The following is a 15006-nucleotide window of genomic DNA, read 5'->3' as shown; positions in this document are numbered from 1 at the left end:
ATTTCCAGATACGGTTCCAATGGCTTACTTCTGTTCACTTTCTTGGTCTTTGCGATGAACGCTAAAGTTGAACTTGGTGAGCTTGTTCGGGGTAATTCGCAACACTTTCGGGTTTTCGCTCACCACTTCCATTGAGGTGGATAGCGAATCAGTGTCCAACTTCACGAGGAAGTTCTTACCTTTCTTATTGAGTACCCATTGGTCGGGCACGTGGTAACGACCGTACTGGTCTGTGTAAATAACGATTCCCTCAACCGTCATCAACTTAACGCCCGGAATACCATCTTCGTAAATACCTTTGTTCTCGATAACGATTTCCCACAGGTAATCCTCGCCATCGCGATACAGGTTTCTGGTTACGTTGAGGTTTTCCGCGCTCAGTCCCTTCTTCTTATCGGATTCATGCTTAAACTGAATCTGACCTTCTGCATCAAACTCGATACGAGAGCCCGCATCGGTCGTGACATAGAAATCAAAGCTCTGCTGTGTGCGAGTTTTAAATTGAATAACCACTTTGCTGGTTTCTGGCAGTGTTCGGTTCACTGAGTGACCCCAAAGATCGCCAAGATCCAAACCTTGCTCAAGAGCATTGGTTATTGCGCTATCTTCGACAGCAACGTCTTGTCCATCACGAATGATGTGTGTCGAATCAGCGATGTAGCCTTGCGTTGCTAGGTTCGCAGTTAACTCAACATCAAACGCAGTGGCATCCGCTTGGAATCCATCTTTGTTGTGATCTTCAAAGACTTTACCGATGATCGATGAGGTATCGAACACCTTGTCCGGTTCTACGGTCACTTTGGCGGTGTCTTCATTAGAAACTGCCGAGCCATCCACTTTCGCGACTGCGGTGTTGATGTAGTCACCAAAGGTTGCTCCTACCGATACTCGCAATAAGTAACGAATACGCAGCTTCTCGCCCGGATCAAAGTTCAACGAAGTGAACATAAGCTTGCCGGTGTCTGATGGCTCTTGAGAAACAACCTGATCGTCTTCCGTACCAAACTCACCATCAATACCGCTCAACACGATTTCTGACGTGTCCACTATGTATTTCAAGCCACCTGGGTAGCTATCTTCTACCGTCACGTTCTTAAAGTAAGATTCATTGTTGTTCTCAACGATGATCTCGTACTCGACCGCGTCGCCGACTTGCGCCGTATCTTGCAGCGCCGACTTGGTCAGATCCAATTCCCCAGAGTTGTCCGGAATCTTCTTGATGTGAGTGGTTACGCTGTCGCTGGTTTCAGTACCGTCAGATTCAGTCGCCGTAAAGGTATTGGTGATGTCGTCATCCAAACCTTTGCCTAATGTACCCACCACTTCAAACGCATAGGCATTTCGCTTTTGGGACTTCAGGTTAACGGTGGTGTCTAAATCTTTACTCGACGGGAAGCTATGACGCTGAATCACTGCACCTGTGTCATCGACTTCCACGCCTTCAATAGTCCAGTCAGTAAAGACTTTGTTGCCAACGCTATTTTGCAGTTCGCTGATCTCATCAGTGAGTCGCACGTTCGCAGCGTTACCTAAACCATTGTTGGTCACGGCTAAGTAATAAGTGACACTGTCGTCGTCTTCGTTGTATTCAGGCTTGTCTGAGCGCTTTTCGACGATCAGATCTGCACCCACGGGAGGTAGATCCAGAGCTGATACTTGGTCTGCTACTGCCTGCATCGAGGTTTCCGATGCCAACATGCCTTTAGATCGAGCACGCACCGTTGGGCTACCGGTTAAATCAAGGTAGTAGCCGAGTACATCGATGTTGGTCAACATGTCTTCGTTGACCGTCAATGTGAAGGTGTAGTCAATCTTGCCGCCCGGCGCGATGTCGACCAAGGTGAAGAGGTCTTTATCGTTATCAAACGTACCCGGCTGCGTTTCAGCCCCTTCCGATGAGGCTGTTAGTGTCCAATCATCAAAAGCATTGCTGCGAGAGCCATCAATGTAGTCACCCATTGACTCAGAGAACTGGGTGTAAAGCGCCACATCTTTAGCAATGCCACGACCAATGTTTTGTACTACTAAGTGATACTCAACTTGGTCACCCGGTACGTAATAAGGCGCATCGGTATAGAGCTCAGCTTGAACAACCGCCGCGACAGTGTTAACTGGAGGGCTAACTACATCGCCGCCGTCGACTTGCGCTGTATTGATAATACGTCCAGTCGCGGTATCGACTACCGTACCTTTTGAGCGAAATACAACCGTGCCGTGCGGAGCAATATCCACACTGTATTCAATCGGACTTATTTGCTCAGTCGTCGTACCTACCGTGGTTGATTCAACAACCAAAGACGTGCTTCCGGCAACAAAGGCAGGCCCAGTGGTGCCATCGTAATAGCCCACCTCTATCGTGCTCATATCATCAACAACACTTAGGTCACTGATGTAGTTGTTTGAGGTGTTTTCAATGGTAATCAAGAATTCCAGCTCACCACCCGGCTCATACTCGGTTTGTACGTTAGTTTTCGTCGCAACAAACTCAGAGTCTTTCGGTGTCATGACTACCGTTGAGTCTTGCGGTGTGCCGTTGTAAGTGATCGTTGCCGTGTTACTGATATCGCCAATCGCCGTCGTACGAATCAACGCCTTAACATGGAATGTCACGGTACTTTGTGGCGCCACATCCATGTTAACGTCGATGTCTTCACTCAACTCAAACGTCTTCGGCGTCACCACTGTGCGGTCATCTGAAGCTTCAAAACTTACTTCCCACATCAGGAATGCTGACTCTTTTTTGTCTGCGGTCGTATCCACTTCAATATCACTGATGATGTCTTGCAGCTGAACATCAGAGGCAAAAGCATCAGAACTATTGGTTACCGTTACCTCGTAGTTAACCAGCTTGGTCACTTCATAAGATGACGTGTCGACAGTCTTGTCGATAGAAACCGTCGCCAATACAGGAGTACTGGTTGCCGAGTCATCTAAGGTTGTGCCATCAAAGGTCGCTGATGCCATATTGGTGATATCACCAGTCGCAAGTGCATTGGTCGTTACTTGAACCGTGAACACAATACTGTCTTCCGGTGCGATATCGAGCGTCTCGTTGAGGTCTTCACCACTGGTTGGGTCTGGTACGGGCGTTTCACCTGTTGTCGAGACGGCTGATATTTGGATTGAAGCAGGATCAAAGACTTGCTTCGTCTCACCACCAGCAATCGTGGTCTCAATCGATTTCAATGCATCTTCAATCACAACGTCTTCAGCCCAACCTAAACCGTTATTTTTAACGGTCACGGTGTACTGAAGTGTTTCTCCCGGAAGGTACTCCGCTTTATCAACGTCTTTAGTGATCTCTACTTGTGCATCTTCTGGAATGTAGGTCGCGTCTGCGGTGTATTCACCATCATCGCCAGCCACTTTAACAACGTTGGTGATCTCGCCTTTGGCTTTGTCATTTACGGTATTAGTGACAACAAACGAATAGCTATCGCCGGGGTGAATGCTGTAAGTGGCGCTGTAACCTTGAGTGGTATTAGACACATCCTTGCGAGCATTCAATGCTGGGTCACCACTACCATCAATCTGTTCATCACTGATGATCCAGTTGCCGGTAAGGGCTTGCTCTTGATCTGGGCTGTTCGCCACTTCTGTCATGATGGTATCGATACGATCCGTCAGGACTTGATCCACAAGGTAACCTTCACCTGTGTTAGCCACGGTGATCTTGTAGAAGATAGGTTGACCCGGCTGGTACTTAGCATCAGGCTCGGCAATAGGGGTAGCTTCTTTGGTTAGCACCAACTGTCCCGGTTGAGGCGTGATGTAACCCTCTCTTAAGCGAGCTATTTTCGAATCGTCCAAGCCATGTCGCAGATATGCAGTATTGGTAAAGCGACCAATCGCGTCATCACGAACCTTGCCTTCAACATGGATTCGAACAACCGTGTATTTGTCACCGCCGCCAGTGCCCGCATCATCACGCCCTGCCATCTTGACTGACTCAGCAGGTAAATCGATGTCTGGGCTGCTTTGCCCAACGAGCTTGTCTAACTCTGAGAAATCATTCGCGTTAGGATCCGATGGTGCAGAGTTGTATAAGACATCGTAATCGACGCTCCACTCCGTGAGTGCGGTTTGCATTGAACCATCGACAGTTTCGACTTCGAAGCCACTAATGATGTCGCGGATTGAGAACAGGCCAGAATCCACATCGTCATTGGTAATGTCGATGTAGTAATTCACAGTTCCACCGGGTACGTACGTAGGTGTATCTGTCCACTTATCGATTAGGATATTCGAGCGACCAGGGTCAAGTACGATGTCGTTGGTGTCATCGCCGTTCACTTGTGCCGTATTGGTAATGGTGCCTGTTGCCGATGTTGAAACCGTGCCTTTGACATCGAACACGATGCGTTCGCCAGGGCGAAGATCGACAGTCGCATTCAATGGCACACTGCCATTGTAGTTACCTTGCACGTCATAAGTTCCAACCGGCTCAACCGCAATCGCTGTTGCCCAGTCAGAGAACGCATCATCGCCGTCTTCGGTTTTGATGGTATGAATGGCATCGATAACACGCACATCATTGGCAATGCTATCGCCTGTATTATCTAACGTAACTTGATATTCAACATCACCACGCGGTGCATAAGTACAGCTACTGCCATCGTTTGAAGGCACTGAACAGCCCGCCGATTCACCATCGGTGTAAACCAAGGTTTTGAAGTAGTCGAGTTCAGCCGCTTGTGGCGGAATCGCTTCTGATGTCGCAGATTCATTTTCTGCCGTCACTCGGTTGGCTTCGATAGTTCCCAAAGCGTCATCACGGATAACACCAGTTAAGTTAAACGTCAGTATTTCACCTGCGGCAATATCGGTTTCAATATTCAGGTTACTGTTTGGGTTATAGCTCGGAACATAAGTATCAACGCTAGCATCAATACCATTGCTGACTTCGTGAGTGATATCGCCCGAAACAAAGGCAGACTCCATTGTTCCGCCGATAACCTCAACTTGAATATCCTTTACCGTGTCTTTGATCTGAATATCATTCGCCCAACCGTTTTCAGGGTTAGTGACCACGAATTCATACTCAACTTCGTCACCCGGCAAATAGGTATCCCCATCATTGAACGGGTTGCCGTTAATCGACACCACGCGTTTTTCAACGCTGATATTATTGCCAAGCGGTGTCAGGTTCGCACTGCGTATGCTGCCGTCATAACTCGCTTTATTGAGGATCTCACCCAATGCATCCTCACGAATCTCAGCATGGATTGTGAACGTTAGGCTTTCTTGAGGCGCAATAACAATGTCGTTATCAATATCAACGTTGTTACCAGAAACAAAGTCAACCGCGTCTGTAATCGAACCTGCCGCGGCCGTTTTTTCTAACTGCACTTCCCAACCAGACAAAAATGGTTGCCCTACAGGGTCAGTGCCAGAAGTCGAGGCATCTTCTGCAATACGAGTCTGAATTGCCGAGATGGTATCTTCGAGATGAGAGCCATATTCAATGCCGTTGCCAGTGTTCTTAATTTGAACGCGGTAATAAACCTCACCCTCACCAGCGGCTTGAGAATACTCTGTCTTTGCCGAAGAGAAGCCTGCGTCATAGAACGCCTTTTTCGAGAATGTTATCTCTGGTTCTGACATCGACGTTGGTGGAGAAACAGCAATGAACTGGTTACCATCATCTTCATCGATATACGCTCGGTTAGTGAATGAACCCACTGCTTTCGGACTGATTTTGGCCTTGATGACGTAACGCACAAACGGTGACGATACTGCACGGCCAAAGTTGTCTGCCGATATATCAAAGTGCGTATCAATAGGTTGATTGTCTTTGATCGAGTTATCGACATCAGGGTCAGAGATCCCTGAACTGTCCGCAGATGTTTCAATGGTCCAGCTATCAAACGCCGGCCCGCGAGTTCCGTCGTAGTATTGAGTCGTTATCTGGTCGATGTCATCACGAAGGCTAATATCATCAACGTGCGCTGTTGCGATATTTTCGATATAGATTTCATACTCGATGTAGCCACCGGGCATGTAGCTCGTAGCTCCAGGAATCTTGTTTCCATCGGTATCGTAGTAATCAAGAATGTTTTTTTCGTAATCAATTTGACGAACGGTTTGCGAGATATCGTGAGAGATAGTGTCGCCATCGACAGTCAGCACATTGATAATATCGCCATTGGCTTTGTCGTTGATGGTTGCCACCACTTGGTATTCAAGCTTGGCGCCCATAGGAATATCGGCTTCTTCGTTTAGGTTGCTGTCTGTTGATGTATAAACCTTGCCAGCCCCCGCGCCTGCATCGACATACTCAGAATCAGTGCCCGTTGCGATAGAGGTAATAGTCCACGTTGAATACGCAGGTCCAGTCGTGCCGTCTACGAGATCAACGGTAATATCTTTGAGGTTATCGACAATTGGAATGTCATGAGCATTACCTTTACCGTCATTCTCAATCACCAAGCGATAAGTCACCGTCTGAGCCGGCTCATACACCACTTCATCGGTGGTTTTATCAAAATCTAAGTGGTAGTCATCAGGGATCACTACTGTATCTCGATAGTGAATATCACCGACAACGTCAGGCCTAACAGTACCGGTTACCGTGTAAGTCACGTCTTCGCCAGCATCGATATCAATAGAGGTCACGATATTAGTGTCATCCACAACCTCACCGTCTTTTGTACCATCGGTTGTGCCTGCATTTGCTGGGTCACTCTTAGCCACCGCAACCGTAAACTTGTTGGTACCCACCGCATCATCGAAGAATGGATTGCCTGATGTGCCGTCTTGTAACTCAACCGAGATATCATTGATCAGTTCATTAACATCGACGTTGTTGCGATAGCCGTGTCCATCTTGAGAATTGTATTTGATGGTGTAAGTCAGCTCATCACCGGGAGAGTAACGGTTGATGTTGGTAGTGCGAACCACGGTACCGTTATTGTGAACTTGATGGTTTTCAGCCACGGCACGTTTTGCGAACTCACAATCTTCGGCACAGCCCGCATCGTCATCATGAATCAACACCGCTTCATTGCGGATGATACCGCCGTCTCGATCTACGACACCATTCGATACTGCATTGTCTTTAACACGCGCTTTAATACGTACGGTCACGAAATCTTTAGCGTCTATTGAGATTGGGATCTCTACATCATCAGTGGTATTCGGGCCGAAACCCGAACCAGTATCAACCGACCAATACTCAAACGGATTTTGATCAAGAAGATCTTCCACTTGACCATCTTTATCATTGGCAAGCGTGGTGGTTATCTCACTCAATCGATCCATGAAGATAAGGTCAGTTTCATCGGTATCACCGTTGTTACCAATGACGATGGTGTAAGTAAGATCTTCACCCGGTGTGTAGCGAACCACATCGGTTGTTTTCGATAAAGACACATTGATGTCGTAAGCACTATTCGAGTTATCTATCTGCGCAGAAGAGCTGTGGTCACGGTCTGTGATTGGGTCATAAACATCAACGCGGTTAGAGACTTGATCTTCTTCATAGTCAGACTTAACAACACCTGTCACCTCGTAATGTACCCAGCCTCCTGGAGTGATATCCACATCAGTATCGATGTCTGTATTGTCTGCGATGTCACCGTAGCGAGATCCCGGTTTATCGGTGTTGGTTGAACCGGCAACAGTCCAGCTATCAAAAAAGTTAAGCGCTGAAATGCTGTCTTTTACCGTTGCGTCATTCGCGTAGCCAACGCCTCGGTTATAAATATAGATATCGAAGGTAGAACGCTCACCGACCACAAAATCGGTATTTTGAGCTGTCTTAGCAACCACGAGGTTTGGTTCGTTAGGATAGGTGCGAACGGTATCTGATAGGTTGGTTTCTGGGCCTGTCACTGTTGCCGTGTTGGTGAACGTGCCCCACAGGATTTCACTGTCTACGTCACGATCGAGTTTGCCAACAATGGTATAAGTGATGGTTGCGCCTGGTGGGATTTGTGCCGTGGCATTCAGGTCAGTGTTGTCTGAGAATTTTCCAGGATCGGTGACCGCTTTTACCCAAGGAGAAGCCGCTTCTCTGTCAGCCGTGATCGTCCAAGATTTGAACACGGGCTTGGTTTCACCCGGCTCATGCAGTAACTCAGCCTCTATCGTGCTGATTTCATCTTTAATATTGATGTTAGACGCGAAACCATTCCCTTCTGGGTTAGTAACACTGATTGTATAAGTGACTTCCTTGGTCGTGTCGGTATAAGCATTTTGCTCGTTGTTGCCATCGACACGCTTATCCAATACGAGGTAGTAGTCCCTCGGATATGAACCTCTGTCGGAATAAAGCACGCTATCTACCGTCACTTCATTTCGAATCTCGTCATCGGCAATCGGGTTTACCACCGCTGCAATGCTATAAATGATTTTGTCGTGTGGGGCTAGCTTCGCCTTCACATCTAAGATGTTCTTATTACTCTGATTACCTGAAATTTCACCGCTAAAACCGGGATCACTGTTTATTGAGACTAAGTCATCAGAGCCATAAGATTTCGCCGTCACAACCCAACTCAAGTACGCTTTGGTAGGCTCATCCGTGATTGATTTGGTCATGATTGATGCAATGTCATCGTATACAGGCACATCGATCGCGTAGCCGTCACCGTTGTTTTCTACTGTGATTTCATAGTTAAGAGTGCCACCTGCAGAGTAGTAACGAGAGTCCACTTCCTTCTGTACTTTTAACTTGGAGTTTGGCATTTGCACGCCAGAACCCGCCTCACCCAGGTTATCTCCCAAACAAAGACCTGCATCGGTACCATCATCAACAATTTGACCCACACTGGTATCTGCTACTCTTGCTGCTAGCTTGTAGTGAACAAAGCCCTCAGGTGCTAGATCGACTTTTAGGTTAATGTCGTTCGTAGTCCAAGCCCCATAATTAAATGAGCCATAGTTAGAACCCTCACCGCTGCTTTCATCCACTTCCAGCTTCCACTCGGAAAACGCAGAATCGGTAGTACCATCGGCTTGCTCTGTCACGATACACGCGAACTTGTCGATCACTTCAACATCGTTAGCGAAAAATTCAGTGTCTTTATTGGAGATAACAATGTCGTAGACCACTTCATTTTCACCCGATATTCCAGGGACATAAGTGGTATCCGTTGTGTTCTTGTTGCGGGTAATTTGGCTTGATGAAGAATTCAGAACTTCTTGCGCCTCTAGAGGATTAGTCACCACATCAGCAGAATCCGCCGTGCCTTCAGCATCCACTATACGCGCGATAACTTTAGGAATTTCGCCAATTGAAACAGGGCTTACATCGACTTCAACTGAGTAAAGGATCTCCTCACCAGGGTAAATAGAGACTACATCATCCAGTGAATTATTTGATTCAACGCCGCTAGCGGCCAGTTCAGAGGTGCTGTTTGGCCCAATAGCAATAACTTGATTGGTCCAAGATTCGTAAGGATTCCCCTTGGTATCGGTAGCATTTTTATCATTGCTGATGTCGTTACCTAAGTCGGTCTCTAAGTCAGCAAGTAACTGCTGAACAGAATAGCGATAAGCTATACCGGAATTTGCTTGGTTGGTTACAGTAACCGTGTAAGAGAACTCATCGTCAACAAGATAGTTCTCTGTTTGGTTCAAGGTATGTTTGAGAGTGAGATTGGGCGCTGTGGGTGGCGTAGTGATTGCATTCCCAGTGACTTGCGCATCTCGTGTTTCTGCCGTTATGTTGTCATTAACAATGTCGCCGACGAGTTTGTCGGCAACGGTCGTTCGAATTGTGTAGGTGATAGATCCGCCAATATCTATCGACGCATCTGTGACTGACAAATCCCCTGAAGAACTGAAGTTACCAGCATCACTTTCCCCGCCTTGTACCACAGCTGAGTTCACATTGTTAGTGAAGGTCTGTTGAAGAACACCATCAATGTCGAGTGTCTTGATATCTGAAATAGCATCCTGAACATCAAGCGTTCGAATCACCGTATCGCCAGTATTCGATACCTTGATCGAATACGTCAGTTCTTTATTCAGTTGGTAGTTTGTCTTATCTACTGACACCACAACATCGTGTTCATACAAACCTCGTTGAATGGATTCTGTATTTGAGTCCACCGAATCCAATAGCCCAGAGTTCGCACTCGCGACGTTATCAATCGTACCCGCAGCATCACTAGAGACTGTAGCGGTCATCGTATAGGTCACCGAGCCACCCGCCGTAATACGTACGTCAGTCGCCTCTAAGTTTCCCAAACGATCGTAAGTGCCCGGCGATGAAAGAAGCGTTGCCTCTGCTTGGATTGACGCTTTAGTAAAGGCGTTGACCTCATTCCCTTCATCATCTGTCGTTAAGATATCTAATAGCTCATCTTTAACGTCAAAATCATGGATGCTTCTATCCGACTCATTCGTAAGAACAAGCGTGTAAACCACCTGCTGGTCATTGTCGTAAGACGTACTATCAACAGACAGATCCATGACTAGGCCTGTCGTGTCCGCATAGGAGGCGAATGGAAACAATAAAATGGATAAGAAAAAGGCAAGGTTGTATCTGAACATTAACGCGCACTTCACAGTAGATTGACAAGTCTCTAGGCGGAATGCCATAGATTTGACGTCACTAATTTGGCATTTTGCCTTTTAGGGACATGCGCAACATACAGTTCAAACAATCCGAACAATTAACATCCGCAAAAAACAAATTGATGGCGATGTTAAATAGCGAGTCGGATGTCTAAATTAGAATCAACTGTATTAAGTTAATTATCAAAAGGTTAGTGTTTTAAGATGAGTGATTTTTCACAGTTGCTACGTAACTTAAGAAAGGAACTTAAATTTACACAAACGGAATTTGCAACCTACTTAAACCACCTAGATGATGAGTTTAATGCGGTTGATGTTGTCACGATAAATCGTTGGGAAAACAATAAGGTAAAGCCAAGTACATACAAAGCATTGAAGCTACTCAACTACCTTGATGTTGATCTCTACGACGCTTTAAAGTGCTTTAAACCAAAACAAAAAGAGACGATTATCGATGGCTTCCTGACTGAGGCTTTCTGCTCGTTTCAGAGTCGTATCGCTTCTTTGGCAAATCTTGATCAAAAAATCAACACGGCAGACTATAAAAGTTTACCACTCATGGTTGACGTTAATGATACCGCGGTAATCGATAGAATGAGGCTGCTTTCGGTCTTCACTAAAATGGACTTTTCGCCATTAGAGTCGATCGATCTGTTTCTCTATTACTTCGAGAAAAGAGCTTATGGTCAAAAAATAGTCGACAAGCATGGCGATATTGTTAGCCACAATCTTGGTTTCTTTTTCGATGATGATCAATTCGCCAGCTACAAGAGCAAGAAAATAGATCTCAAATTGTCTTGTTCACTCAACTCAAATAGAAATCTCAATTATTTGAATGCAAGCTCACATGCAGAAAGTAAGCATCATGCCATTGAGAATATAATTTCAGATATAAAACTGTTGTCAAAAAATAGTAACATCAAGACATACTCCGTCTTGGTAAAAGATCCAAATGCTATTAAGGTTATGAAGAGTATTGGGTTCGAAGTATTTAAATTCTCTGAACCATCATCAGAAAAAAACAATATTACATTCAAGAACAAATCGTACTGTCACTGTATATTAACCATTGATAAAATAGACTTTCTTACTAATCGACATGTAATGTCACTAATCAAAGATGAATATTCTACTATGAGAGCATTTCCACTTTTACTGCGTGAAGCACGCAAGAAGCTGAAATTAACGCAAAAGGATTTCGCGGCATACATCAATCACTTAGATAATGAATTCAACTCTGTAGATGTCGTTACTGTGAATCGCTGGGAAAACAGTAAAGTAAAACCAAGTAGTTATAAAGCATTGAAAATTTTAGATTGTCTTGGTGTCGATTTATATAGCACCTTGAAGTCATATGATTTAGAAGATGAACAAGGAAACACACTGCTTGATGAGTTTCTTAGTGAGCGTTTTTTCTCATTTCAGAGCCGTATATCATCGATCACTAAAGGTGAAATCGATAAGGATGATGGCGAATTTGAGATCATGCCATTAATGGCTGACCAAAATGACAAAGACATAATCGATAGAATCAAGCTAATTTCACATTACACAAAGGTGGATCCTTCAGCGCTGGATACTATCGATTTGTTTTTGTATTGCAGTGAGAGAAAGGCTTATGGCAGAAAGATTGTCAACCAAGATGGAGATATTGTCAGCCATAGTTTGGGCTTCTTTTTCAATCAAGAGTTATTTGATGAATACCAAAATCAAAACCTGCATATTAAGCAGGCTTGCTCTTTAGATTCTCATCAAGACTTAAACTACATTGTAGTCAGCGGACATTCTGAAAAGCGTGAACATTCAATCGCCAACTTAGTTGCTGACATGAAGCTTTTAGCAAGAAATCATAAGATCAAAAAGTACTCGATGATCATCAAGAACCCCAATGCATTAGAGCTAATGAAGAATCTCGGGTTTGATATCTATAAGTTCTCAGAGCCAACAGAAGAGATGTCCAATATCACCTTTAAAAATAAATCATACCGATACTGCATATTAACCATCGATAAAATAGAATTACTTAGTAATAAGCATGTTATATCGTTCATCAATACATATGGTTGATTTTTAGATATGCGATAATTATAAAAAAGCCACCATATAAATGGTGGCTTCTACAATCTACGAATAGAAACATTCAAATTACTAGGATATTTTTATTTAGTAGTTAGTAAAATATGCATCGGTAACATAGGTATTTAGTATTTCTGATTTTGGATTTCCGGTATCCACTCGACTACCTATTTGAACCCAATACGTCTCATTTGGTAAAATACCAGACCAATCCATTGCTCCCTTATAAACAGGGGTTTCTGGCTTATCATCGGTACTCGAATTATAAATAAGTAATTGCCCATCGTTGACTTGGATCCACAAATGCCTCTCAATTGTAGATAGATCCATCGGTGTTGAATCATACAACTCCCAACCAGAGACAATATTGGCTTCACTACCATAATAGTCATTAATTATCTCAAATGATTTTTCGGTTCGTGTTGATGAGGGCCAATACGTATTACCCCATGTAGTGCTTGGCACAGAAGACTCTTGTTGAATCGCAAACGAAAACCGTCCTGAAATAGGAAGTTTACCGTTGAGATCAACGATCTTCATATAGACAACAAAGTTCTCCCCCGAATAATCCTCTTGGTAGACATTGATGCTTCTCAACATCTCTCCACCTTCACGATAGTCCATGATTGGAAGTCCATTCGAGTCTATGGCTTTTAAACTCATATCTTCAGGAGCTACTCTAATCCACATTGAAGCGTCAGTTACTTCTAAACGAGCTTCTTCTGATGCAGAAACAAAAACTATAGAATCAACTTTCGAAGCACTCGAATGACCTGAAAGTACCGCATTATTGAATGAAGTATCGGTATAAGAGTCGCTTAACGATCCAGCAGCATCAGTCACTATTTCCAATTCCGATTGGTAGTTTGAAAATACACCCTTATTTCGTTCAGAGACTAATTTAACGTTTTGAAAAGGTGCTAGGTTGCCATCTGGATCTGTAATAACACCATCTAGATTAAACTTAATACCATTGATAAAGCTATATTCTAATGTTGTCGTAAAATCTTGAACGGCTTCGCTGTCTAACATCACACAAGTGGCGAAACCTACACCTTCAACCTTAGAAAATTCAGACGTAATTCCATTAGTAGCACCAAAGCTAGTACCTGATACTTCAGAAGCCATGTCCGCACTCCAAAATAGAGTCCCTGCTGGCCAGTTTTGAGACTCGAATAAGTTACCTTGATTCGCCAAAAGTAATTCCCATTCACGCCTTATCGGTAGACGTCCATTTCGTGTTGCACAATAAGCTTGCGCTTGTTCTAATTTCATTGTGACAACTTCCGAAGACTTAGGGCCAGAAATCCCATCTTGAGTTTGGTAACTTGTATAATCGGTATTCGTGTAGTCCGCTAATACCTTACTTGCAGGTGCCGTAAAGGTAAGATCAGCACCTATCGTTGAATCATAAATCGTAATATCTTCCCAGTCTTGCACAAGACTAAAGTCAGGTTCGACTTCGATATAAACTTGGCCAACAGAATAGCCTCCACGCCCGTCTGTCACTGTATATGCGACCTCATGTGGACCAGGTTCAGACGACTGAAACGTAAAAGTGTGCTCGGTTGTTGAGATAATTTCCGTATCAGCATTATATGCGCGTACAGAGTCTAAAATCACGCTGTCTTCTGCATCCGAGACATAGTCTGTTAGGTCAATTTCAACCGACATATCTTTGGCAAGCTTACCTTCTCGAATAAAGTCATTAGCGATTGGTGGTGTATTGCCAGTATCAGAGACAGCTACGTCGATGTTTCCTAGTTTGGTTGAAGAGCCATCACTCATTGAGTACATAATGCGTGTCACACCAATATCGATCGGGGTATATGTGATCGTATTATTTAGCGAGTCGACTTCAACTGAACCAGCTCCCAATAAAGTCACCTCTTCCGACACGATATATATTAACGTATCTAGTTCACTATTTAGCTCTTCAGACAAATCTATAGTCACTGCCGAATCAATATTGGTCGTTTCTGACAAATTCGGAAGTGTATTATTATCAGCTGTTTCAGAGACAGATACCCTTGCGAGTGATGAAGCGTGCCCGGCGTAAACATCTTGCTCAACGGGTTCTACTTTATATTCAAATTGGCATTCGCCAACCTCAGTAGATAAGGTTGTAAACGTCATACCTTCAATTGAGATGACATCACAATAGTTACCATTGCTTACTTGCGTCACTGACGTTAAACGAAAATCAATGTCTGAATCTACTTTGACAATAGTTTGAGACTCAATATTGACCAACGCTTTTGATTGAATTGCTGAAGCTTCAATAGGTACTTCTAATGGAGAAGATGGTTGTTGAGGTTGAGAGGTTGAACCAGAATCACCAGAGCCTCCCCCACAAGCTGCCAGCGCAGAAATGCCTAGGGTTATCACACTTACATTTATTAATTTCAT

3 protein-coding genes are annotated in these 15006 nt (G+C 44.4%); 1 reads left to right on the top strand and 2 read right to left on the bottom strand.

What is annotated here, in order from left to right; all coding sequences use genetic code 11:
* Nucleotides 1-24: 24 nt before the first annotated feature.
* On the bottom strand, nt 25-10416 hold the full coding sequence (locus FLM53_RS13980) for a DUF11 domain-containing protein (protein WP_176681971.1): 10392 nt from the start codon (nt 10414-10416) through the stop codon (nt 25-27).
* Between the two features lie 309 nt (nt 10417-10725).
* On the opposite strand from FLM53_RS13980, the gene FLM53_RS13975 reads away from it, so the two are divergent.
* Nucleotides 10726-12588 carry a helix-turn-helix transcriptional regulator gene (locus FLM53_RS13975; protein ID WP_176681584.1) on the top strand — a complete coding sequence of 621 codons (1863 nt, stop codon included), beginning with the start codon at nt 10726-10728 and terminating at the stop codon, nt 12586-12588.
* A gap of 96 nt (nt 12589-12684) precedes the next feature.
* Here FLM53_RS13975 and FLM53_RS13970 read toward each other — a convergent pair whose 3' ends face one another.
* A complete protein-coding gene (locus tag FLM53_RS13970) occupies nt 12685-15006 on the bottom strand; it encodes an Ig-like domain-containing protein (RefSeq protein ID WP_176681585.1) in 2322 nt (773 codons plus the stop codon).

Source organism: Vibrio sp. Scap24 (assembly GCF_013394185.1).
GTDB lineage: Bacteria > Pseudomonadota > Gammaproteobacteria > Enterobacterales > Vibrionaceae > Vibrio > Vibrio pomeroyi.
Note: the sequence above shows the minus strand (reverse complement) of the source record. Positions and strands in the feature narration are given on the sequence as shown.

Excerpts from the sequence above, each read along its gene's own strand:
- FLM53_RS13970 (WP_176681585.1), bottom strand. The coding sequence starts at position 15,006 with ATGAAATTAATAAATGTAAGTGTGATAACCCTAGGCATTTCTGCGCTG.
- FLM53_RS13975 (WP_176681584.1), top strand. The coding sequence starts at position 10,726 with ATGAGTGATTTTTCACAGTTGCTACGTAACTTAAGAAAGGAACTTAAA.
- FLM53_RS13980 (WP_176681971.1), bottom strand. The coding sequence starts at position 10,416 with ATGGATCTGTCTGTTGATAGTACGTCTTACGACAATGACCAGCAGGTG.